The sequence below is a fragment of the Halofilum ochraceum genome, from assembly GCF_001614315.2.
GTDB classification, from domain to species: Bacteria; Pseudomonadota; Gammaproteobacteria; order XJ16; family Halofilaceae; genus Halofilum; species Halofilum ochraceum.
This window is the reverse complement of sequence record NZ_LVEG02000011.1, coordinates 108,275-128,483: the sequence shown is the minus strand read 5'-3', so window position 1 is coordinate 128,483 and position 20,209 is coordinate 108,275. Positions and strand designations below refer to the sequence as shown.

General features: G+C 67.6%; 23 protein-coding genes and 1 pseudogene. 4 read left to right on the top strand and 20 right to left on the bottom strand.

Annotation, left to right across the window (positions count from 1 at the left end; all coding sequences use genetic code 11):
* Window positions 1–33 precede the first annotated feature (33 nt).
* The 6 genes from A0W70_RS11695 to A0W70_RS11670 form a co-directional block, all read right to left on the bottom strand.
* Entirely contained in the window at window positions 34–1,212 is a 1,179-nt protein-coding gene (locus tag A0W70_RS11695) for a BaiN/RdsA family NAD(P)/FAD-dependent oxidoreductase (protein WP_070989317.1), read from the bottom strand.
* Window positions 1,213–1,316: 104 nt separating this feature from the next.
* Window positions 1,317–2,222: a GGDEF domain-containing protein gene (locus A0W70_RS11690; RefSeq protein ID WP_070989316.1), complete on the bottom strand. Its 906-nt coding sequence runs from the start codon at window positions 2,220–2,222 to the stop codon at window positions 1,317–1,319.
* Window positions 2,223–2,375: 153 nt separating this feature from the next.
* Window positions 2,376–2,804, bottom strand: a complete 429-nt coding sequence (locus A0W70_RS11685) for a hypothetical protein (protein WP_070989315.1) — start codon at window positions 2,802–2,804, stop codon at window positions 2,376–2,378.
* Window positions 2,801–3,589 carry an SDR family oxidoreductase gene (locus A0W70_RS11680; protein ID WP_070989314.1) on the bottom strand — a complete coding sequence of 263 codons (789 nt, stop codon included), beginning with the start codon at window positions 3,587–3,589 and terminating at the stop codon, window positions 2,801–2,803. Before A0W70_RS11680 ends, A0W70_RS11685 begins: the two co-directional genes overlap by 4 nt.
* Complete coding sequence (locus tag A0W70_RS11675; protein ID WP_070989313.1) at window positions 3,586–3,966, bottom strand: DUF423 domain-containing protein; 381 nt, start codon at window positions 3,964–3,966, stop codon at window positions 3,586–3,588. The genes A0W70_RS11680 and A0W70_RS11675 overlap by 4 nt, the downstream gene beginning before the upstream one ends.
* 16 nt (window positions 3,967–3,982) lie before the next feature.
* On the bottom strand, window positions 3,983–4,186 hold the full coding sequence (locus A0W70_RS11670) for a hypothetical protein (RefSeq protein WP_070989312.1): 204 nt from the start codon (window positions 4,184–4,186) through the stop codon (window positions 3,983–3,985).
* Between the two features lie 260 nt (window positions 4,187–4,446).
* Between A0W70_RS11670 and A0W70_RS11665 the strand changes: the two genes are divergently transcribed.
* Together A0W70_RS11665 and A0W70_RS11660 are read left to right on the top strand one after the other, a co-directional pair.
* Window positions 4,447–5,523 (top strand): AI-2E family transporter, encoded by a 1,077-nt coding sequence (locus A0W70_RS11665; protein ID WP_070989311.1) that lies wholly within the window; start codon window positions 4,447–4,449, stop codon window positions 5,521–5,523.
* A 58-nt stretch (window positions 5,524–5,581) separates the two neighbouring features.
* Window positions 5,582–8,128 (top strand): sensor domain-containing protein, encoded by a 2,547-nt coding sequence (locus A0W70_RS11660; protein WP_070989310.1) that lies wholly within the window; start codon window positions 5,582–5,584, stop codon window positions 8,126–8,128.
* A gap of 16 nt (window positions 8,129–8,144) precedes the next feature.
* On the opposite strand, the gene gpmA is transcribed toward A0W70_RS11660, so the two are convergent.
* From gpmA to A0W70_RS11610, 10 genes and pseudogenes are all read right to left on the bottom strand, one after another.
* Window positions 8,145–8,894, bottom strand: coding sequence for a 2,3-diphosphoglycerate-dependent phosphoglycerate mutase (gpmA, locus tag A0W70_RS11655; RefSeq protein WP_070989309.1), 750 nt, complete (start codon window positions 8,892–8,894; stop codon window positions 8,145–8,147).
* A 28-nt stretch (window positions 8,895–8,922) separates the two neighbouring features.
* Window positions 8,923–9,705 (bottom strand): annotated as a pseudogene (tatC, locus tag A0W70_RS11650) (twin-arginine translocase subunit TatC); the annotation flags it as partial.
* Window positions 9,702–10,214 carry a Sec-independent protein translocase protein TatB gene (gene tatB / locus A0W70_RS11645; RefSeq protein ID WP_070989308.1) on the bottom strand — a complete coding sequence of 171 codons (513 nt, stop codon included), beginning with the start codon at window positions 10,212–10,214 and terminating at the stop codon, window positions 9,702–9,704. The pseudogene tatC and the gene tatB, both read right to left, overlap by 4 nt.
* 181 nt (window positions 10,215–10,395) lie before the next feature.
* Window positions 10,396–10,668, bottom strand: a complete 273-nt coding sequence (locus A0W70_RS11640) for a Sec-independent protein translocase subunit TatA (protein WP_070989307.1) — start codon at window positions 10,666–10,668, stop codon at window positions 10,396–10,398.
* Window positions 10,669–10,686: 18 nt separating this feature from the next.
* The gene (locus tag A0W70_RS11635; protein WP_070989306.1) at window positions 10,687–11,007 is read right to left on the bottom strand and encodes a phosphoribosyl-ATP diphosphatase; all 321 of its coding nucleotides are present in this window, start codon (window positions 11,005–11,007) and stop codon (window positions 10,687–10,689) included.
* On the bottom strand, window positions 11,004–11,801 hold the full coding sequence (hisF, locus tag A0W70_RS11630; protein ID WP_070989305.1) for an imidazole glycerol phosphate synthase subunit HisF: 798 nt from the start codon (window positions 11,799–11,801) through the stop codon (window positions 11,004–11,006). Before hisF ends, A0W70_RS11635 begins: the two co-directional genes overlap by 4 nt.
* A gap of 412 nt (window positions 11,802–12,213) precedes the next feature.
* Window positions 12,214–12,960, bottom strand: a complete 747-nt coding sequence (gene hisA / locus A0W70_RS11625) for a 1-(5-phosphoribosyl)-5-[(5-phosphoribosylamino)methylideneamino]imidazole-4-carboxamide isomerase (protein ID WP_070989304.1) — start codon at window positions 12,958–12,960, stop codon at window positions 12,214–12,216.
* Window positions 12,961–12,991: 31 nt separating this feature from the next.
* Entirely contained in the window at window positions 12,992–13,633 is a 642-nt protein-coding gene (gene hisH, locus A0W70_RS11620) for an imidazole glycerol phosphate synthase subunit HisH (protein ID WP_070989303.1), read from the bottom strand.
* Between the two features lie 59 nt (window positions 13,634–13,692).
* Window positions 13,693–14,286 carry an imidazoleglycerol-phosphate dehydratase HisB gene (gene hisB, locus A0W70_RS11615; RefSeq protein ID WP_070989302.1) on the bottom strand — a complete coding sequence of 198 codons (594 nt, stop codon included), beginning with the start codon at window positions 14,284–14,286 and terminating at the stop codon, window positions 13,693–13,695.
* A 251-nt stretch (window positions 14,287–14,537) separates the two neighbouring features.
* Window positions 14,538–15,092 (bottom strand): carboxymuconolactone decarboxylase family protein, encoded by a 555-nt coding sequence (locus A0W70_RS11610; RefSeq protein WP_070989301.1) that lies wholly within the window; start codon window positions 15,090–15,092, stop codon window positions 14,538–14,540.
* Window positions 15,093–15,215: 123 nt separating this feature from the next.
* Here A0W70_RS11610 and A0W70_RS11605 point away from each other — a divergent pair, with 123 nt between their 5' ends.
* The gene (locus tag A0W70_RS11605) at window positions 15,216–16,151 is read left to right on the top strand and encodes an AraC family transcriptional regulator (RefSeq protein ID WP_175443111.1); all 936 of its coding nucleotides are present in this window, start codon (window positions 15,216–15,218) and stop codon (window positions 16,149–16,151) included.
* Here A0W70_RS11605 and dtd read toward each other — a convergent pair.
* Window positions 16,099–16,551, bottom strand: coding sequence for a D-aminoacyl-tRNA deacylase (dtd, locus tag A0W70_RS11600; protein ID WP_070989299.1), 453 nt, complete (start codon window positions 16,549–16,551; stop codon window positions 16,099–16,101). The two genes, A0W70_RS11605 and dtd, sit on opposite strands and share 53 nt — an antisense overlap.
* Before the next feature lie 540 nt (window positions 16,552–17,091).
* Here dtd and A0W70_RS11595 point away from each other — a divergent pair.
* Entirely contained in the window at window positions 17,092–17,982 is an 891-nt protein-coding gene (locus A0W70_RS11595) for a lysophospholipid acyltransferase family protein (protein ID WP_070989298.1), read from the top strand.
* A 27-nt stretch (window positions 17,983–18,009) separates the two neighbouring features.
* Here A0W70_RS11595 and A0W70_RS11590 read toward each other — a convergent pair whose 3' ends face one another.
* Genes A0W70_RS11590 through rarD form a run of 3 tightly spaced genes read right to left on the bottom strand, consistent with a single transcriptional unit; the run spans window position 18,010 to window position 20,176 of the window.
* Window positions 18,010–18,942: an LpxL/LpxP family acyltransferase gene (locus tag A0W70_RS11590; protein ID WP_070989297.1), complete on the bottom strand. Its 933-nt coding sequence runs from the start codon at window positions 18,940–18,942 to the stop codon at window positions 18,010–18,012.
* Window positions 18,939–19,259 (bottom strand): tetratricopeptide repeat protein, encoded by a 321-nt coding sequence (locus A0W70_RS11585; RefSeq protein WP_070989296.1) that lies wholly within the window; start codon window positions 19,257–19,259, stop codon window positions 18,939–18,941. Before A0W70_RS11585 ends, A0W70_RS11590 begins: the two co-directional genes overlap by 4 nt.
* A complete protein-coding gene (rarD, locus tag A0W70_RS11580; RefSeq protein WP_217495435.1) occupies window positions 19,256–20,176 on the bottom strand; it encodes an EamA family transporter RarD in 921 nt (306 codons plus the stop codon). Before rarD ends, A0W70_RS11585 begins: the two co-directional genes overlap by 4 nt.
* Between the last annotated feature and the right edge of the window lie 33 nt (window positions 20,177–20,209).

The following is a 20,209-nucleotide window of genomic DNA, read 5'->3' as shown; positions in this document are numbered from 1 at the left end:
CGCACATGCCCTCTCCCGGACACCAGGCGTCTATCAGACCACCTGTCCCGCCGCATGGCCCGAGGCCCAGGCCCACTGGAAGTTGTAGCCGCCGAGGTGCCCGGTGACGTCCACCGCTTCGCCGATGAAGTACAGCCCCGGAATCTTCTTCGATTCCATGGTGCTCGACGACAATTCATCGGTACTCACACCGCCGAGCGTCACTTCCGCCGTCCGGTATCCCTCGGTGTCTTCGGGCAGGAAAGCCCACGCGTTGAGGCGCTGCCCCAGGGCGTTGAGATCGCGGTCCCGCAGATGGCGGACCGGACCACCGAGCGACATGAGGTCGCACAGGCGCTGGGCAAGGCGTTTCGGCAGGCGCGTGGCGAGCACGTTATGGAGCTCGCTGTCCGGGCGCCCGGTCTTCATCTCCAGCAACCACGCCGGTGCGTCGAGACCGGGGAGCAGGTCGACCGTGACCGCTTCACCGGGCTCCCAGTAGGACGAGACCTGCAGGATGGCCGGGCCACTGATCCCGCGGTGCGTGAAGAGCATGCCCGCAGCGAATCCGCGTCGCTCGCAGGCGGCGGTCACGGGCAGAGAGACGCCCTTGAGTTCACGGAAGGCAGCGAGCGTCTCGCTGTCGAGGGTCAACGGGACCAGTCCCGCCCGGGTCGGCAGGACCTCATGGCCGAACCGACGGGCGATGCGATAGCCGAAACCGGTCGCCCCCATTTTCGGGATGGAGAGTCCGCCGCTGGCGATCACGAGCGATTCGCAGCGCATCGGCCCGAGCGTGGTTTCGAGCTTGAAGCCCGGGGCCGTGCGCTCGATGCGCTCCACCTCGCTGCGGACCTCGATACGCACGCCAACCCGCTCGCACTCGTCCAGCAGCATCGCGACGATCTGCTTCGAGGACCCATCGCAGAAAAGCTGTCCGAGTTCCTTTTCGTGGTAGGCGATACCGTGCGCCTCGACCAGCGCGATGAAATCCCACTGGGTGTACCGCGCGAGTGCGGATTTGTGGAAATGCGGATTGGCCGAGAGGTACCGTTCCGGCTCGACATAGAGGTTGGTGAAGTTGCAGCGCCCGCCGCCCGACATGAGGATTTTCTTGCCGCAGCGCTCCGCGCGTTCAAGCACGAGCACGCGCCGGCCGCGCCGCCCCGCCTCGATCGCGCACATCAGGCCCGCTGCACCGCCACCGGCGATGACTGTGTCAAAGGTGTCCATACGGGATTCGGGTCAGTCGTTCGGGAACAGTGCAGCCGGGAACGGGCCCGGCAGCCGGAGCCGGGAGCGTGCCGCTTCCCGGCGGCGGGCGCAACGCCCGGCGATCAATCCCGGGTAGAACGGATGGGCTGACCGCCCTCGCGTTTGGCCCGGTACATGACCTGATCCGCCGCGCGGATCAACCGGGCGGCGGTGAACCCGTCTTCGGGGAAGAAGCTGATGCCGACGCTGCAGGTGACCGGGTGGGTCTCGCCGCGGGCCCGCACCGGCCACGCGACGATCCGGCGCACGCGTTCGGCCAGGCGCCAGGCACCGGCGGTGTCGCAGTCCTCGGCCAGCAGCACGAACTCGTCGCCGCCGATCCGGGCCACGGCGTCAACGGTGCGCAACTCACGCCGCAGGCGTTCGCCGATGGCGCGCAGCACGACGTCGCCGGTATCGTGCCCGGCGGTGTCGTTGACGCGTTTGAAGGCATCGAGATCGACGAACAGTACGGCGCCGCGGTGTCCGACGCCTTCCCCGCGTTCCGCGCGCGCCAGCGCCTGACGCAGGCGCTCACCGAACGCGCGCCGGTTGAGCAGCCCCGTCAGCGAATCGCGATCCGCCCGGCGCTCGGCGATGTAGCGGCGCGAAATCTCGGTGTGCGTAACCAGCGCCATCGGCGCCCCATCGCTGAGATACCCCTGGGCGCGCAGGGCGAACCAGCGGTGGCGCCGCGGGGACGGACACGGGTACTCATGCTCGAACACGGGGCTGCGACCCTCGAATACGCCGCCAAGCGACTCGCGAAGGACATCCATCCCGGGCTCATCGCATCGGCACGCGTCGAGATAGTTCCAGTCGAGATAGCCGGCAGGATCCCCGCCATTGGCCGCGGCGAATTCACGCCAGGCGCGGTTTACGGCCACGATGCGGCCCGACCGATCGAGGATCGCCGACTCGACCGCGCTCTCCTCGAATGCCCCTCGAAAGATCGCGTCGTACCCTGCCACGGGAATCGGATCGGACATACGGATTGTGCCTCGAATGCAACGCCCGGTTCCGCGCCGTATCCGGGAGAACAGACGTCATCTTCCCATCACCGGTGGAGCCTTCTTCAAGCATAGCAGCGCCGCCCCGAAGCGGTAGGGCTTCCGCTCAAGCGCCAGTGGGCCATGCGTGCGTTAGCGCGCGCCCTCATCCTCATGCGTCCCGCTGCGCGCACGGTCGCGCAGGAAGCGGATGTCGCGGGTACGACCATCGGTCAGCAGCTCCACTGGCGTGCGCCCGTCGGTATCGGGCGCACGCAGCCACTCGCGCTGTCCGGCCGCATCCGGATGGATCCGGCGCAGCGCCTTGTGCAGCGCCAGCAGACTGGACAGTCGGTGGCGCAGCACGGTGTCGATGGCGGCGATTTCGGGGTGCTCGCGCCAGTGAAACAGCGTGCGCAGGGGCACCCCGCCGAGAATGGGGGCGACCTCGCGCACACTCAGCCCCCACACGCCAAACAGGATGTGCAGCACGGCGCGCAGGAGCGCGGTCTCCGCGCGACCCGCCCGCCCCTGCCCGCCCGCATCCGAAGGGGCCGCCGCTGGCGGGGCGTTACGGTTCATTCGGCGTAGATCATGCGCCGGGTCATGCCCCCGTCGACCGTCCATTCCTGCCCGGTGACGAATCCGGCCGCATCCGACAAGAGCCAGGCGACGAGTTCGGCGACGTCCTCCGGCCGCCCGACCCGACCGACGGGATGCTGGTCGTGGTCTTCTGCGCTCAGATCGAGCCGATCCTGGGGCTGGGCGATCCAGCCGGGACTGACGGCATTCACGCGGATGGCGGGGCCGAGGCTGACGGCGAGGGCGTGCGTCAGTGCGACCAGTCCACCCTTGCTGGCCGCATAGGCCTCGGTATGGGCTTCGGACTGATGAGCGCGGGTCGACGCGATGTTGATGATGGCGCCGCCGGCCAGCCGCAGATACGGGACCGCGGCACGGACACAATGGAACGCGCCGGTGAGATTGGTCCGCAGGCGGCGCTCCCATTCGGCGGGGTCGAGGTCCTCGATGGGGCCATTTTCGGGGTTGGCGATCGCTGCGTTGTTGACCAGCCCGTGCAGCGTACCGAAATGCTCGACCGCTTCGTGGATGGTCCGTGTCACCTGAGCCGCGTCGGTGACGTCCATGACGCGCACCTCGAGCGCCTCGCTCGAGACCTCGTGATGCAGGCGCTCCAGACCAACGTGGTCGATGTCCGTGGCGAGCACGTGCATGCCGTGACGGACCAGGGTGGTCGCGATCGCCGCCCCGATGCCATGGGCGGCGCCGGTCACAAGCACCAGTCGCCCGGCGAGCCCGGCCGCAGTGCCGCGCCTCTCGCGCACGGCATGATTGTTCGTGTTCATCGGCTCTCCCTATAGCAGCCGCCGACAATGACCGCACCCCAGCCGAGGAGGAAGGCGACGCCTCCGATCGGCGTGACCGCTCCCAGCCAGCCGATACCGGTGATCGCGAGGAGATACAGGGAGCCGCTGAAGACGACGATGCCGAACGACCATGCGAGGCCGGCCAGGACCAGCGGCGCGCGCGGGAGACCGGCGGCCGGCGCAATGGCCACCAGAAGCAACGCCAGGGTGTGAACGAAATGATAGTGCCCGGCCGTTTCGAACACCGCCCGCATATCGGCGCCCAGCGCGTCGCGCAGGGCATGGGCGCCAAAGGCCCCGATTGCGACCGCGAGCAGGCCCGATATGCCGGCGGCGATGAAGGCCCAGCGGATCAAAGCCGCAGCGACCGCCTCAGCGGTCGACCCGCTCCAGTACGAGGCGCGGCACGTCGCCACGGCGCGAATACAGGTGCTCGCGCTGCATTTCCTTCAGCGCGGCATCGCGGTCGCGTTCGTCCTCGTACCACTCGAAGGCCTCCCAGTCGTCGCCCAGTAGATGCGACTGCCGCCGCGGATGGTCCGGCGCGAGCGTCTTGCGGATACCGAATCGCTTCATGATGTTCTTCCGGCGGTTGAATGGGTGCCGCCAACCCGTACCGGCATCGACGCTGCAATGCCCGGACGCGGGGACGGCCGGGAGACCAGCCGGGCAAGGCTGTCGGGCGCGCGGGGCGACCCGGTTCCGTGGATCCCCTGTGGCCGGCATGGATCGCGTATCATTTTAGGCTACCGCCCCGCGATGATCCACGGGCGCCGGTCGCTGCTATAGCCGCATCAGGCGCGACACGGACCGCACCGTAACCGAAGGAGCCCCGCATGAGCAGCTCGGAACGCTGGATGGTTTTCGCCGGTATCGTGTTCGCCGGGTTCCTGGTCTGGCTGCTGCAGCCGGTCCTGACGCCGTTTCTGGCCGCCGCCCTGCTCGCCTACCTTGGCGACCCCCTCGTCGACCGACTGGAGACCTTCCGCCTCCCGCGCACGGGGGCCGTGCTGGTGGTGTTCACCGTGCTCCTGCTGGTCATCCTCGGGATTGTGCTGTTACTCGTTCCCATGGTCGGGACACAGATCGAATACCTGCGCGAAGTCCTGCCCGCGATGTTCGCCTGGGCGCAGGACACCGCGCTCCCATGGGTCGAGCGCGAGTTCGAGGTCGACCTGAGCGCGCACCTGCGCCTCGACCGGATCGGGACCGAGCTGGCCGCGCACTGGCGCCAGACCGGTGATATCGCCACCCTGATCCTGCAGCGCGTGTCCAGTTCCGGGCTGGCCCTGATCGGCTGGGTGGCGACCGCAGCGCTCATCCCGGTTGTAACGTTCTACCTCCTGCGGGACTGGGACACGCTGGTCGCCCGCGTGCGCGATCTGCTACCGCGGCGCATCGAGCCGGTCGCCAGCGGGCTCACGCGCGAGTGCGATGAAGTGCTCGGCGCGTTTCTGCGCGGCCAGCTGCTGGTCATGCTGAGCCTTGGCGTGATCTACGCTATCGGTCTATGGGCGCTGGGGCTGGATCTGGCGCTGCTGATCGGCATGGTGGCCGGTGTCGCCAGCATCGTGCCGTATCTGGGCACCATCGTGGGTATCGGCGCCGCGCTGGTGGCGGCGGTATTCCAGTTCGGCGATGTCTGGCACCTGGTCGGCGTGGCCATCGTCTTCGGGGTCGGCCAGATGCTCGAGGGTATGGTCCTCACGCCACTGCTGGTCGGTGACCGCATCGGGATGCACCCCGTCGCCGTGATTTTCGCCGTCCTCGCCGGCGGCCAGCTGTTCGGTTTCGTCGGCGTCCTGCTGGCGCTGCCGGTCGCCGCGGTCATCATGGTCCTGCTCCGGCATGTGCATGACCTGTACAAGGGAAGCGAGTTGTACGGGACCGACGGCAGCGGCGCCGAAGGCTGATCGGCGGGCGATTCCCGGTCGATCCCGGCGACCGACCCCGGCCCCGGATGCCGGGCGCATGAATGCGGCGGCATGCGTGTTATGGTTCGCGGGCGGGCTGGGCCACGAACGGTACCGGGGGCAGGGAATGCAGGGGGAATCGCGCATCACGTCGGGGGACGTGAGCGGCACGGGGGAACTGGTTGAACTGTCGCCGGATGGCGTCGTTGTCAGCGAGTACACCCGGATCCGCTTCGTCAACACGGCCGGGATACGCCTGGTCGGCGCCAGCGGCGTTGATGAACTCGTCGGCCGTTCCCTGCTCGACTTCGTCGATCCGCAAATGTACCCGGTCGTCCAGGAACGGCTCGAGGCGGTCATGCAGGGACGAGCGGTCTCCCCGCTCGAATATGCACTGCGGCGTCTGGACGGCGAGACCTGCTGGATCGAGGCGCAGGCGCGCGCGATCCACTACGAGGGGCGTCGCGCGATCCTCACCGTGGCCCGCGACATCAGCGGACGCAAACGGGCCGAGGAGCGTTACCGCGCGCTGTTCGAGGGCGCCCCCGAGGCGATCGTGATCAGCGATGCGCACTCCGGTACCGTCGTGGACGTGAACAGCCGTACGGAATCCCTGCTCGGGTATCAGCGCGCCCAGCTGCTGGGCCAGCCCCTGGACCGGTTTTTCCCGATGGCGGGAGATTCCAGCCCTGAAGCCGATACGCCCCGGATCACGACCCTCGCAAGCGCGCGTGGGGACCCCATACCGGTTGAAGTGCACGGCACTCGGGTGCGTGATGACGCCGGGCGCCTGCTGACACAGACGCAGTTCCGTGACCTGACGGAACGGCATCAGCGCGAACGCGAAACCACGGACCGGTACCGCGTCCTGGAGCGGATCGCCCGCGCAGCGCCGCTCAACGAACTCGCCCACGAAATCGCGTCCATGGTCGAGCGCCAGTGCGAGGGCCTGCGCGTGGCCGTGCTCGTCCGCTCGGGCCGGTTCCTGATCGGCCCCGACGATCACGACACCGCGATCGACACCGCGCTGTTCGAGAACGCCGACGCCTCCGCGATCACCGGGGCTACCGATGTCCTGTTGCCCGACAGCATCGCCGCCGTGTGGCACGACCCGCCGCGTCCAGCCCCGCTGCACGGCGCCTCGATCACCGATGCCAACGGCAGCCTGCTCGGTGCCATCATCTACGGTCCTGCCGATCATGAACGGGCACCCGCCCACGACGAGCGGACCCGTGCCAGTCTCGCCGAGGCCATCAAACTCGCGGCGATCGCGATTGAACAGGACCAACTCGCGAATCGACTGAGCCACCAAGCGCACCACGATGCCCTGACCGGCCTGCCGAACCGCACCCTGCTGATGGACCGGATCGAACAGGCGCTGGCCCGAGCGGTACGTCACGGCGATGAGGTCGCGCTGGTGATGCTCGATCTCGACGAATTCAAGCGGATCAACGACAGCCTGGGGCACGCCACCGGCGACCAGCTGCTCGAGGCGGTCGGGCTCCACCTGCAGGACTGCCTGCGGGCGGACGACACGGTCGCCCGACTGGGGGGTGACGAATTCGTGCTCGTGCTCCCGCGCGCCGGCATGGATCAGGCCGCGCGCGTGGCGCAGAAGGTCCTGGAGGTGCTGGATACACCGACCCGGATCGCCAATCAGGATCTGGCCACTGGCGCCAGTATTGGCATTTCCCTGTTTCCCGATGACGGCAGCGCCCCCGAGGCGCTGCTGCAGGCGGCCGACACCGCGATGTACGCGGCCAAGACCGCCGGCCGGAACGGTTATCGATTCTTCGCCGAGACCATGAACACGGCCGTCACCGAGCGCCTCCGGCTGGAAAACGACCTGCGGGCGGCGCTCGATGAGGGCCATCTGGCGATCCGCTACCAGCCCTGGGTGTCACTCGCCGACGGGCGTGTGCGCGGCGCCGAGGCACTCGTGCGCTGGGAGCATCCGATCCACGGGCTGCTGCACCCGCGCGATTTCATGGGGATCTGCGAACAGGCGCGCCTGCACCGGCGCCTCGACGCGTGGGTGCTGCATCAGGTCGGCCTCCAGGCGGCGGCATGGCGGGCACTCGGGCGGGACTGGCGGATCGCGCTGAACATATCGGCGGTGGAACTGCACGACCCCGGCTTCGTGGATATGCTGCTCCGCACGATTGAACGCGCCGACGTCTCGCCGGCCGCACTGGAGATCGAGATCACGGAACACGCCGTCATGCGCAACAGCGCCCACACACGCAGACAACTGGAGCGCCTGCGCTCGGGCGCCCCGGGAATGCGGATCGCACTGGACAACTTCGGACGTGGTTACTCCTCGTTCACCCAGCTGCGCGCGCTGCCGATCGACACGCTGAAAATCGACCGGACATTCACTCACGAGCTGACGCGCACCGGCCCTGTCGACAGCGCCCGGGCCATGCTCGGATCCCTCGCCGATCTTGGCCACAGCCTGGGCATGGAAGTGATCGCCGAGGGCATCGAACAGTACGGCCAGCATCAGGCGGCTATCGAGGCCCGCTGCGACGGCGCCCAGGGGTTTTATTTCAGCGCGCCCGTGAGCGCGGAGGGGCTGGAGGCCTACGCCGACCGGGGCGCGTGATCGCGCGTGCGCACCGTCAACCCTTCGATTTTCCCTGGCGGCTCACGGCCTCCATCGCCTTCGCGACGGCCTCCGGGTCGCCGAGGTAACGGCGGTCGATCGGGCGCAGGTCCGCATCGAGCGTATACACCAGCGGCATGCCGGTCGGGATATTGACCCCCGTTATTTCCTCATCGCCCATGCCCTCGAGGTGCTTGACCAGGGCCCGCAGCGAGTTGCCATGGGCCACGACCAGCACGCGCTTACCGCTCCGGATCACCGGCGCGATCTCCTGTTCCCAGTACGGCATGAAGCGCTCGACGGTATCCGCCAAACACTCCGTCAACGGGATCTCGTCGGACGCCAGATCCCGATAGCGACGGTCATGGGCCGGATTGCGTTCGTCGTCGGGCTCGAGTTCGGGCGGTCGCGTGGCGTAGCTGCGGCGCCAGGTGTGGACCTGGTCGTCGCCGTATTTCGCTGCCGTCTCGGCCTTGTTGAGGCCCTGCAGTGCGCCGTAATGGCGCTCGTTCAGCCGCCAGTGGCGCTGGACCGGCAGCCACATGCGATCGAGTTCGTCGAGGGTGATCCACAGCGTGCGGATGGCGCGCTTGAGCAGCGAGGTGTAACAGCGATCGAAATCGAAGCCCTCCTCGCGCAGCGCCTCGGCGCCCTGCCGGGCCTCATCCCGCCCCGTATCGGTCAGATCGACGTCGGCCCAGCCGGTGAACCGGTTCTCCCGGTTCCATTCACTCTCTCCGTGTCGCAAAAGCACGACGGTATACATGGTGCAGATCTCCGCTACAGGCTCAGGGTTCGGGGTCGTCGTCGCCCGCGGCCATCTCTGCCTGCCGCCGGCGCATCAACCGCGACATGGCGAGGCCGACCTCGAACAGCAGCCACATCGGCAGCGCCAGCAGGGTCTGCGAGATCACGTCCGGCGGCGTCAGGAACATGCCGACCACGAAGGCGATGACGATGAAATACGGACGCTTCTGCGCGAGGCTCTCGGGCGTGGTAACGCCCGCCATCACGAGCAGGATGGTCGCCACCGGGACCTCGAACGCGATCCCGAAGGCGAAGAACAGGGTGATCACGAAATCGAGATAGCGCGCGATATCCGTCATCACGTTCACGCCGGCCGGCGCGACACTCGTGAAGAAGCCGAACACGATGGGGAACACGGCGAAGTAGGCGAACGCCACGCCGGCGTAAAAAAGCAGCGTGGCGGAGAGCAGCAGCGGCCGTGCGAGCTTGCGCTCGTTCATGTACAGGCCGGGCGCCACGAAACACCAGATTTCGTACAGGATATAGGGGACCGACAGGAAGATCGCCAGCATCAACGTCAGTTTGAACGGGATCAGGAACGGCGATGCGACATCGATCGCGATCATGCTCGTGCCCTCCGGCATATGCACGAGCAGCGGGCCGGCGAGCCAGTTGTAAAGCGTGTCCGAGAACGGGAACAACACCCCGAAGATCACCGCCACGCACAGAACGACGCGCAGCAGGCGCGTGCGCAGTTCGAACAGGTGCGACAGGAATCCGCCGCCCTCCTGGTCCGCCTCTTCGCCGCGATCGGTCTCCGGCGTGCTCATCGCGGCCCCTCTTCGCGCTCGTCGGTCACATCCCTGTCCTGGTTGCCGGCCCGAGTGGATGCGCGCGTCGATGAATCCGTGTCGGCTTCCTCTCCGGAATCACGGTCGGCCGGCGCTCCGGACCCGCTGCCCGCCGAGCCTTCGCCGGCCCCGGTGGTTGCGGCACCACCGTCGACCTCCGCACTGGAAGGATCCGCCTCGCGCACCTGATCCTCGGCCTGACGAACCGACTCACCGGCCTCGCGAACCGAACGCTCCGTGTCTCCGCGCACCGCGTCGACATCCTTCCGGAGTTCGCTGATCTCGCGATTCTGTTCGGCCAACAGGCTCTTGAGGTGCTCGGTCTCGAGTTCTTCGTTGATCTCATCGCGCATGTTGCGCACGAAACGCCGGATTCGACCGATCCAGTGACCGGCGAATACGGCCACGCCCGGCAGGCGCTGCGGGCCGACCACCAGCAGCGTCACGACGCCGATGAGCAGGATTTCCCAGAAACCGATATCGAACATGAGTGTATGCGGACCAGGCCCGGATCAGTGGCCGCGGAGATCGGCGTATGGGTCGAATGCGGTAAACCGGCACGATCGCAAAGTCATCATCGGCGTTCCGATGTTCCCGCAGCGGACACGATCGGTGAAACGGCGGCGGACCACGACCGGGCCGTCGACACGCCGGTCACGGCCGTGCGGATTACTTGCGCGAGCCGGCGTCTTCGCTTTCACGCTCGCCCTCGAAGCGATGGTCGCCCGAGGTGTCGTCCTTGCTGCCGAGCCGTCCCGACTCGGTCTCCCCGTCGTCCTTGTGCTCGTCCTTCGGCTCGTCTTCCTCACCGTCGCGCATCGACTGCTTGAAACCCTTGACCGCCCCCCCCAGGTCGGTCCCGAGGCTGCGCAGGCGTTTCGCACCAAACAGCACCAGCACGATGGCCAGCACGATCAACAGTTGCCAGATACTCGGAGACATAACTTTCGCTCCAGCGCTTCAACCCTTGCGGGCCGCTTTTTCGGTGTGACCGGATACGCCGGCGCGGCGTTCCAGTTCTGCCAGTACATCCTCGGGCCCAAGCCCGCGCGCGGCGAGCAGGACCAGGGTGTGGTACCACAGGTCGGCCACTTCGTGGACCAGCGCCGCGTCGTCATCGCCACCGCCGGCGATCACGACTTCGGTGGCCTCTTCGCCAACCTTCTTCAGGATGCGCTCCGTGCCGCCCTGCACCAGTGCCGCCGTATACGAATCGCCGGGATCGGCATTCCTGCGCTCGGCCAGCGTCGCCCCGAGCCTCTGCAGCGTGTCCTCAGTCATGGGGTCGACTCTATCACAGCGTCGGGCACGGGTCGGACGGGGATTCCCTGGCGCGCCATCTCCACCTTCGCCTCGGCGATGGTGTATTCGGCGAAATGGAAAATGCTCGCGGCCAGCACGGCATCCGCGTGCCCCTCGGTCACGCCATCGCAGAGGTGCTGCAGCGTACCGACGCCGCCGGACGCGATCACGGGGACACTCACGGCATCGCTCACCGCGCGCGTCAGTGCATTGTCGAACCCCGCTTTGGTCCCGTCGCGATCCATGCTGGTGAGCAGGAGTTCACCGGCGCCCAGCGCCACCATCTTCTGCGCCCACTCGACCGCATCCAGCCCGGTGGTGCGCCGACCGCCATGGGTGAACACCTCCCAGCGGGCCGGGTTCTCGCCAACCTGCTTGGCGTCGATGGCCACCACGATGCATTGGGAACCGACCCACTCGGCCGCGCGCCGCACGAGCTCCGGCTCATGAACGGCAGCGGTATTGATCGAGACCTTGTCGGCCCCGGCGTTCAGCATCGTACGAACGTCGTCGACGCTGCGGATGCCGCCACCGACGGTCAGCGGGATAAACACCTCGGCGGCGACCTGCTCGACGACATGCACCAGTGTCGCGCGCTCATCGCTCGAGGCGGTGATGTCGAGGAAACACAGCTCATCGGCGCCGGCGGCATCGTAGCGCCGCGCGATCTCGACCGGATCCCCCGCATCCCGGATCGACTCGAACTTCACCCCCTTCACGACCCGGCCGGCGTCGATATCCATACAGGGAATAATCCGCTTCGCCAGTGCCATTACTCCGGGCCTCCGGGGGAGCACGGAAAGAACCACGAATGAACACGAATGGACACGAATGGATCTCGTGGGGACCTAGCTGTTCGGGGAGCTTCGCTGATAGGCCTGTGGGGCCGAGCCCGTTCATTAGAACCACAAAATGAACACGAAATGGACACAAAATAATTCTTGCCCCGTCGAAACACCGGGGCTGCCAAGGCCCATTTTGTGTTCATCTTGTGTCCATTTTGTGGTTCATATTCGGCCTCGATGCGGGGACTCGGTGTCAGCGAAGCTCCCCGAAGCCGTCTGACCCACGGGAACCATTCGTGTCCATTGCTCGGCGCATCCTTGCGCCTCGCCCCTTCGGGGCTGGCGCGAAGATTTGCTCCGGGCAAATCTTTCGTGTTCATTCGTGGTTCCCGACTTTTCATCAAACGGCCTGCAACGCCAGGGCATCGGCGAGTTGTTGGGCCTCCGCGAGGTCGATGGTGCCTTCGTAGATGGAGCGGCCCAGTATGGCGCCGGCGATGCCCGGTTCGCGGGTCTCGGCGAGGGCGCGGACGTCGTCGAGGCTTTTCATGCCGCCCGAGGCGATGACGGGCACGCCGGCCGCGCGGGCGATGCGGACGGTGGCATCGACGTTCACACCCTGGAGCATGCCGTCGCGGCCGATGTCCGTATAGATGATCGCGCTGACACCGGCATTGGCGAAACGCCGGGCGAAGTCGACCGCGTCGAGCTTCGACGCCTCGGCCCAGCCCTCGACCGCCACACGGCCATCGCGCGCATCGAGACCGACGATGATATGGCCCGGGAAACGCTGGCAGGCCTGGCGGACGAAATCAGGATCGCGTACCGCCTGGGTACCGATGATCGCCCAGCTGACGCCGGCATCCAGATAGGTCTCGATCGTCGCCATGTCGCGGATACCGCCCCCCACCTCCAGCGGCAGTTCGGGCAGGGCCGCAGCGATCTCCGAGATCACTTCCGCGTGGCATGGAGAACCGGCGAATGCGCCGTCGAGATCGACGAGATGCAGGCGGCGCGCCCCCGCCTCATACCAGCGGCGCGCGACCGCGACGGGGTCGTTGGAGAACACGGTGTCCTCGTTCATGCGCCCCTGGCGCAGGCGCACGCAGCGGCCTTCCTTGAGATCGATCGCGGGGATCATCAGCATCGTTCACTGCCTCCGGACAGCCACGGTGTCTTCACGGCGACCATTCAACGAAATTCTTCAGCAGTCGCAGGCCGTCCCGCGAACTCTTCTCGGGGTGGAACTGGCATGCGAACAGATTGGCGTCTGCGAGTACGGAACAGAAGCGCCGCCCATAGTCGGTCGTACCCGCGACGACATCGGGCTCCTCCGGCGCGGCGTGGTAGCCGTGCACGAAGTAGAAACACGCCGTCTCCGCGATCCCGTTCCAGAGTGGATGCGCGCGCGTGCGGTGCACGGTATTCCAGCCCATGTGCGGGATCTTGAGCCGGTGCCCGTGGCCATCGTGCAGGTCCCGCGGGAACGCCCGCACGTTGCCCGGAAACAGCCCGAGGCAATCCGTGCCCCCGTTCTCCTCGCTGTGCGCGAGCAGCACCTGAAGGCCCATGCACATGCCGAAAAACGGCCGGCTCCGGGCGGCCTCCAGCAGCGGTTCGCGCAGACCGTGCGCGTCGATCGCGCGCATACAGTCGCGCGCCGCGCCCTGCCCCGGGAAGACCACCCGCTCGGCGCCCGTGATGTCGTCCGCGCGATCGGTGATGCGCACGCTCGCGCCTTTCGGGGCGACATGCTCGAGCGCCTTGGCCACGGAGCGCAGGTTGCCCATGCCATAGTCGACGACCGCGATCGTGCCCATATCAGCGCACCGCCCGCAGTGGCATCACCGATTCAGCCAGCATGGAACTCATCACCGCGTCAGAGGCTGCCTTTGGTGGAGGGCATCGCGTCACCCAGGCGCGGGTCCGGCTCGACGGCATTGCGCAGTGCCCGGCCAAAGGCCTTGAAGATCGTCTCGATCATGTGGTGCACGTTGTCGCCGCGCAGATTGTCGACATGCACCGTCGCGCGCGCATGATTGACGAATCCCTGGAAGAACTCGCGCACGAGATCGACGTCGAAATCGCCCACGCGCGGGCGATGGAACGTCGCGTTGAAGAACAGACCGGGCCGCCCGGAGAAATCGAGTACCACCCGGGAGAGCGATTCGTCGAGTGGCACGTAGGCATGACCGTAACGAGCGATACCCCGGCGCTCGCCGAGCGCCTGCGCCACTGCCTGGCCGATGACGATGCCGACGTCCTCGACCGTGTGGTGCGCATCGATCTCCAGATCGCCCTCGGCCTCGACGGTCAAATCGACCAGCCCATGACGCGCGATCTGGGCGAGCATGTGCTCAAGGAAAGGGACACCGATCCGCAGATCCTGCTCCCCCGTGCCATCGAGGTCGACACGCACGCGGATCCGCGTCTCCAGGGTGTCGCGGCTGACTTCGGCGATTCGTTCGGACATGACCCGGTTCCGGCAGCAGGGGGCGCAATGATACTGCCCCACGGCTACGAAAGGCCACCGGTCAGGCGCAAGGGCCAAGGGCCAAGGGCCAAGGGCCAAGGGCCAAGGGCCAAGGGCCAAGGGCCAAGGGCCAAGGATCGTAGGCCGGCTTTTGCCGAAGGCAACAGCCGGCATGCACTTGTCCACCGCCTGCGCCCCGGAACAGGCACTCCGGGGCGCAGGCAGAGTCGTACCGAACCGGGGACGAAGCGTCAGGCGGCGTCGTCCCACGCCAGCGACGAGAGTTCCGCGTTGAGGGGCGTGCCGGCGATGTGGTTGGTGTAGTTCGACAGGGTCTTCAGCGACACGCCGAGGACCACCTCGAGCACCTGCCCCTGCGTGAACCCGGCATCGATAAAGGCCTGCACCGCGGCATCACCGGCCCAGCCGCGCTCGCGCACCACGGTTCGCGTGAACGTGGCCAGCGCATCGAGGCGTGCGTCCGGCAGGGTGTCGCCGGCGCGCAGGGAATTGAGAACGGCGTCGTCCATGCCAGCCTGTTTGGCGCGCCCGGAATGGGCGGCGACGCAGAAATGGCAGCGGTTCTCGACGCTGGTCGCCAGCAGCACAACCTCGCGCTCCACCGGTGACAGGGACGTTTTGGCGAAGATACCGTCCAGCGTCTGATAGGCCTCCAGGCTCGCCGGCGCCTCGGCCATGTTGGCAAACAGGTTGGGGACAAAACCCATCGCCTGCTGCGCCTTTTCGAGCCGCTCGCGGGCCTCGGCGGGTGCGGTTGTCGTATCGTGCAGGGTAAATTCGGCCATGGGACAGACCTCCTTTCAGGTGGATGTATGCATCGTTTGCGGGTACGTACACACTGAAGGAAGCGCCGCACCGGGCCCATGGCCACTCGACCCGGTTTTCTGTCCAACCGTCCGGAATCGCCAATGGATGCCGTCACGCCCGTACTCGACGCCTTTCATCTGCATGCCAGCGTATTCGAAAGGTCCCGCTTCTGCGGTCACTGGGCGCTGACCCACGCCGGCGGCCAGCACGCCAGCTTCCACCTGGTGAGCAGCGGGCGCTGCTGGCTCGATCGCATGGACGGCGAAGCCCCGCTGGAGCTCGGGCCGGGCGACCTGCTCGTGATGCCGCGCGACGCCCCGCACCGGCTAGGCCCCGGACAGGACATCGGCCCGGACCGTGAACCGGAGCGCCGGCCTCTGGACGCCGAGGGCGATGGTCCCGGGCTGGTTTGTGGTTACTTCGCGTTCGATGAGGGCATGCACAACCCCATTCTCGACGCCCTGCCGGACTATCTCGTGATCAGTGCCGGCGAAATGCGCGATGACCGCAGTCTGCAAAGGCTGGTCGATCTGTTGATCGACGAGTCGGCACGGGAAGCCATGGGGGGCGAAGCCATGGTCAACCACCTCGCCGACGCGTTGTTCATCGGCGTCGTCCGGCACTACCTGGCCACCGCCGAGCAGCCCGTCGGGCTGCTGGCTGCACTGGCCGATCCGGCACTGCACCGCGCGCTGGCGGCACTGCATTCACGGCCGGCCGAGCACTGGACACTCGATACGCTGGCCCGGACCGCCGCGGTGTCCCGCTCCGTACTCGCCGAGCGTTTCACCCGCACACTCGGCGTGGCGCCCATGACCTGGCTCTTCCGCTGGCGCATGCAGATCGCCCTGCGCCGACTGCGCGGCGGCGAGGCCGTCGCGAGCGTCGCCACGACCAGTGGGTACGCAACGGAATCGGGTTTTGCCAAGGCGTTCGCGCGCCACTTCGGCTACGGTCCCGGGGCCGCCCGCCGGAGCGATCGCCTCAACTCGCGGCGGGCGGCACCCGCAGATGAAAGGTCACCGGACCATCGTTGATCAGTTGCACCTGCATGTGCGCACCGAACACCCCCGTCTCCACAGGCACGCCGCCGGCACGCGCGCAGCCGACCAGTTCGTCGAAGCGGGCCGCCCCGGTGTCCGGGTCGGCCGCCGCGCCGAATCCCGGCCGCATGCCCTTGGCGGTATCGGCGGCCAGGGTGAACTGCGGCACCAGCAGCAGTGCGCCGCCGATGTCGCGCACGCCGAGGTTCATGCGGCCTTCGTCGTCCGGGAATACCCGATAACCGAGCAAGCGCTCGGCGAGCCGCTGTACCTGGGCGCCCGTATCGCCGCGCTCGACCCCGACGAGCACGAGCAGGCCGGTGCCGATACGCGCGACCGTGGCCTCACCGACGGTTACCGAGGCCTCGGTAACCCGTTGCAGCAAACCGATCATGAACTCCCTCCGGAACGGCGCTGGCCCGCATACCAGCGCATCTGCGGGGCATCGTCCGCAGACGAGCGGCCGCTTGCAACTATTGCGCGTTGTAGGACATGTCCTACAACAGATGTCCGCAATGCGGACGGCGGATTATGGTCCATCAGGACATGACGCCCAGCGCCGGGCATGGGATCGTGTACACCGTCAGCGGACGACTCGAAGGAAACGAAGAAAATGGGGCCGGATGCCCCCGAAGGGACGCAGACCCGCAGGGTTGAGGAATCCGCGGCCAGGACGGCCGACCGAGGGAACCGATCAGCGGATGATCGCGCGGGACAGGGATGTCCCCCATGGAGGGAACGTACGGGCAGTACGGCATGTGGACAACGTCACCGCTTCACCTCGCGCCATCGGATGGCGCTGGCCCGGCTCATCGCCGGGCTTTTTTTGTCCGGCTTCACCGCATTCGGACGCGAACGGATATTGCCGTCCGGGGCCCCGGCGTCTACGGTAACGCCCCATGTCCCCCCTGCTCCCCCATTGGCGCGGCCATCGATGAAAGCGCAACTCGCCCGCGCGTTGCTGTGGTGTATGGGTGCGCTGCCTTTCCGGCTGAACCGGGCCGTGGGGACCGGCATCGGCCTGCTGCTCTGGCATCTGCCCAATCGCAGCCGCACCCACTCCGAGGCGAATATCGAACGCTGCTACGCGGATCGGAGCCCCGAGTGGCGGCGACGACTGCTCCGCGCCAGCCTGATCGAGACCGGCCGTACCTTTGCCGAGGCGGCCTGGTTCTGGCAGCGCTCCCAGCAGCGGGTGCTGCGGCTGGTGCGCGAGGTGCACGGCCTCGAGCATGTCGATCGGGCCCGGCGCGGGGGCCGGGGCATCATCTTCGCCACCCCGCATATCGGCGCGTGGGAACTCGCGGGCTCGTATGTCGCCAGTTGCGCCCCGCTCACGGTGCTGTATCGGCCACCGCGGATCGAGGCGCTGGACCGGGCGATCCGCCGCGGCCGGGAACGCCTCGGCTCGATCCCCGTGCCGACCGATGGCAGCGGTGTCCGTGCGCTCCACCGCGCCCTGCGCAAAGGCGAGGCGATCGGCGTGCTGCCGGACCAGCAGCCGCATGGCGGCCAGGGTGTCTATGCCCCGTTCATGGGGCAGCCGGCACTGACCATGACCCTGCTCTCGCGGCTCGCCGCACGCAGTAGCGCAGACGTGCTGTTCGTGGCGATGCTGCGACGCCCGGAGGGCGGTTTCAGCATGCATATCTGGCCGGCGGGTGCGGATATCGCGGACGACGACCCGGAAGTGGCCGCGGCCCGGATCAATCGTGAAACCGAGCGGGCCATCGCGCTGGCGCCCGCCCAATACATGTGGAATTACCAGCGGTTCCGCCAGCGGGGCACGGCCAGGCCGGCCGAACCGGCCGTCGCCACGGACTGAACGGGATCGGCGGGGCCGTTGGCCGGGTCAACGCCGGCGGGGCCGCTTCGGGTACGCCATGCGGCTGCCATCAGGCCGGCTGAGAAACAGGCGCTGGTTCCACAGATACTGCGCCGGGCACCGCCGGATACTCTCTTCCAGTGCCGCGTTCATCGCGCGCGCATCCGTCTGATCGTCGCCGCTCGGGAAATCGGCGAGCGGCGCCCGCAGTTCCACCTCATAGCGCCGCCGCTCGAGGCTGTAGCACACCATGATGGGTACGACCTTCGCCCGGGCGAGGCGCGCGAGGCGGCCGAGCGAGGTCAGCGTCGCCTTCTCCACGCCGAAAAAAGTGACAAAGACGCTGTCGCGCGGCCCCAGATCCTCGTCCGGCATGTAATAGAACACCGTCCCCGCCCGCAAAGCGCGGACCACCGGCCGCAGACCGTCCTCGCGCAGGAACACGTTGCCGTGGCGGGCGCGGGCACGATGGACGGCCCACTGCAGGATCGGATCATCCAGACGGTTCGCCATGGTCGACAGCTCGGCGTACGGGGTCAGCCCGAGGCCGCCGAAGTCCACCGCCGTGGTATGCGGACTCAGCAGAATCACCGGGGCGCCGTCCGCACGCGCCGCCTGCAGATGTTCCAGCCCCGTCACGCTGCAGTGGCGCGGGACACGCCGCCCGGAACGATCCCACCATGACAGCGGTTGATCCGCGATGACCCGCGCGTAGGCCCGGAAGTGCTCGCGCGCGACCCGCCGGCGCTCGTCCGCGCTCCAGTCGGGGAAGCACCACGCGAGATTGAGCTCGACGGTCTCGCGCGCTTTGACATGGCGCCGGTACTGCAGATCGCCGAAGCGGGCCGCGATACCGTCGCGCCACCGTCGCGGCAACAACAGCCCGAGGCTCAGCAGCGCAAGGCCCAGCCAGCTGGGCCAGTAACGCGGCCGCAGCAGCTCGCGCGGTGGCCCGCTCATTGCCCGCGTTTTTCCAGCCGCCGGTGGAAAACACGCATCTCTTTGGCCGCCTGTTTGTCGCCGCGCCGCTCGGCGGCCTCGACGCCGTCCCGCCAGGCCGCCATCGCCGCCGCGCTGTCACCGGCACGATCCAGTGCCGTGCCGAGCGCTTTCCAGGCGGCCGAGTAGTCCGGATCATGGTTGACCGCCGCGCGCAGATGCTCCGCCGCCCGCGCCGGATCGTCCGCCGCCAGGTATTCGTTCCCCAGCGAAAACCGTAACAAGGCGCCGTCCTGGCCACCCGCCAGCATTTTCTCGAACTGTTCGATTCGACTCATCGTACGACTCCTCGTGCGCGCTCGCGGCCACCGAACGCACTCGCCGAATACAACGCGAGACCGATCCAGATGCAACCGAACGTAATCGCGTGCTGCGGCGTAAAGACCTCGCCGAAGGCGAACACGGCCAGCAGCATCTGCATGGTCGGGACGATGTACTGGAACAACCCGACCGATGCGAGGCGCAGCCGGCGCGTCGCCTGCGCGAACAGGATCAGCGGGGTCGCCGTCACAAGCCCGGCGGCGATCAGGAGCCCATCGAAGCCGACACCTCGGGCACCGAACTCGCCGGCGCCCTCCAGACCCAGCCACAGCAGGTAGGCAAGCGCCGGCGGCCCGACGATCAGCGTCTCGACGAACAGGCCCGGGATCGCCGGCACGTCCGCGAGCTTGCGGACCAGACCATAGCTGCCGAACGTCGCCGCCAGCCCCAGCGCGACCCAGGGGACCACCCCGACGCCCACCAGCATCCAGGTTACGCCGACGGCGGCAAGGCCAACCGCCAGCCACTGCACGCGAAAGAGGCGCTCGCCCAGTACCACCCGGCCGAGCAATACGCTGACCAGGGGCGTGATGAAGTACCCGAGGCTCGCCTCCAGCACGCGATCGTGAGCGACGGCCCAGATAAAGATCAGCCAGTTCGCCGAGATCAGCAGCGAAGAGGCGATGAGGCGGTAGCGTCGGCGGCGGTCGGCGAGGATCGCACCGACCGTGCCCCATTGCCGTACCAGCAACAGCAGCACCCCGACGAAGACCACCGACCAGACGACCCGGTGCGCGAGCACCTCCGGCGCCGGCACCGAAGAGACCGCCTTGAAATACAGCGGGAACAGGCCCCAGAGGCCGAACGACCCGAGCGCATAGGCCACTCCCGGGAGCGCCGACGGCATCCCCTCGATCGGTCGCGCGCCACTCACGGCCGCGCCCCGCCACCACTGGATTCCCGGCCC

Bases quoted from the DNA above. Each gene is read 5' to 3' on its own strand.
- A0W70_RS11640 (WP_070989307.1), bottom strand. From the start codon at position 10,668: ATGTCTCCGAGTATCTGGCAACTGTTGATCGTGCTGGCCATCGTGCTG.
- hisB (WP_070989302.1), bottom strand. From the start codon at position 14,286: ATGTCCGAACGAATCGCCGAAGTCAGCCGCGACACCCTGGAGACGCGG.
- A0W70_RS11585 (WP_070989296.1), bottom strand. From the start codon at position 19,259: ATGAGTCGAATCGAACAGTTCGAGAAAATGCTGGCGGGTGGCCAGGAC.
- A0W70_RS11685 (WP_070989315.1), bottom strand. From the start codon at position 2,804: ATGAACCGTAACGCCCCGCCAGCGGCGGCCCCTTCGGATGCGGGCGGG.
- A0W70_RS11670 (WP_070989312.1), bottom strand. From the start codon at position 4,186: ATGAAGCGATTCGGTATCCGCAAGACGCTCGCGCCGGACCATCCGCGG.
- A0W70_RS11690 (WP_070989316.1), bottom strand. From the start codon at position 2,222: ATGTCCGATCCGATTCCCGTGGCAGGGTACGACGCGATCTTTCGAGGG.
- dtd (WP_070989299.1), bottom strand. From the start codon at position 16,551: ATGATCGGTTTGCTGCAACGGGTTACCGAGGCCTCGGTAACCGTCGGT.
- A0W70_RS11660 (WP_070989310.1), top strand. From the start codon at position 5,582: ATGAATGCGGCGGCATGCGTGTTATGGTTCGCGGGCGGGCTGGGCCAC.
- A0W70_RS11695 (WP_070989317.1), bottom strand. From the start codon at position 1,212: ATGGACACCTTTGACACAGTCATCGCCGGTGGCGGTGCAGCGGGCCTG.
- A0W70_RS11595 (WP_070989298.1), top strand. From the start codon at position 17,092: ATGAAAGCGCAACTCGCCCGCGCGTTGCTGTGGTGTATGGGTGCGCTG.
- tatB (WP_070989308.1), bottom strand. From the start codon at position 10,214: ATGTTCGATATCGGTTTCTGGGAAATCCTGCTCATCGGCGTCGTGACG.
- hisH (WP_070989303.1), bottom strand. From the start codon at position 13,633: ATGGGCACGATCGCGGTCGTCGACTATGGCATGGGCAACCTGCGCTCC.
- A0W70_RS11590 (WP_070989297.1), bottom strand. From the start codon at position 18,942: ATGAGCGGGCCACCGCGCGAGCTGCTGCGGCCGCGTTACTGGCCCAGC.
- hisF (WP_070989305.1), bottom strand. From the start codon at position 11,801: ATGGCACTGGCGAAGCGGATTATTCCCTGTATGGATATCGACGCCGGC.
- A0W70_RS11665 (WP_070989311.1), top strand. From the start codon at position 4,447: ATGAGCAGCTCGGAACGCTGGATGGTTTTCGCCGGTATCGTGTTCGCC.
- A0W70_RS11605 (WP_175443111.1), top strand. From the start codon at position 15,216: ATGGATGCCGTCACGCCCGTACTCGACGCCTTTCATCTGCATGCCAGC.
- hisA (WP_070989304.1), bottom strand. From the start codon at position 12,960: ATGCTGATGATCCCCGCGATCGATCTCAAGGAAGGCCGCTGCGTGCGC.
- A0W70_RS11680 (WP_070989314.1), bottom strand. From the start codon at position 3,589: ATGAACACGAACAATCATGCCGTGCGCGAGAGGCGCGGCACTGCGGCC.
- gpmA (WP_070989309.1), bottom strand. From the start codon at position 8,894: ATGTATACCGTCGTGCTTTTGCGACACGGAGAGAGTGAATGGAACCGG.
- A0W70_RS11635 (WP_070989306.1), bottom strand. From the start codon at position 11,007: ATGACTGAGGACACGCTGCAGAGGCTCGGGGCGACGCTGGCCGAGCGC.
- A0W70_RS11610 (WP_070989301.1), bottom strand. From the start codon at position 15,092: ATGGCCGAATTTACCCTGCACGATACGACAACCGCACCCGCCGAGGCC.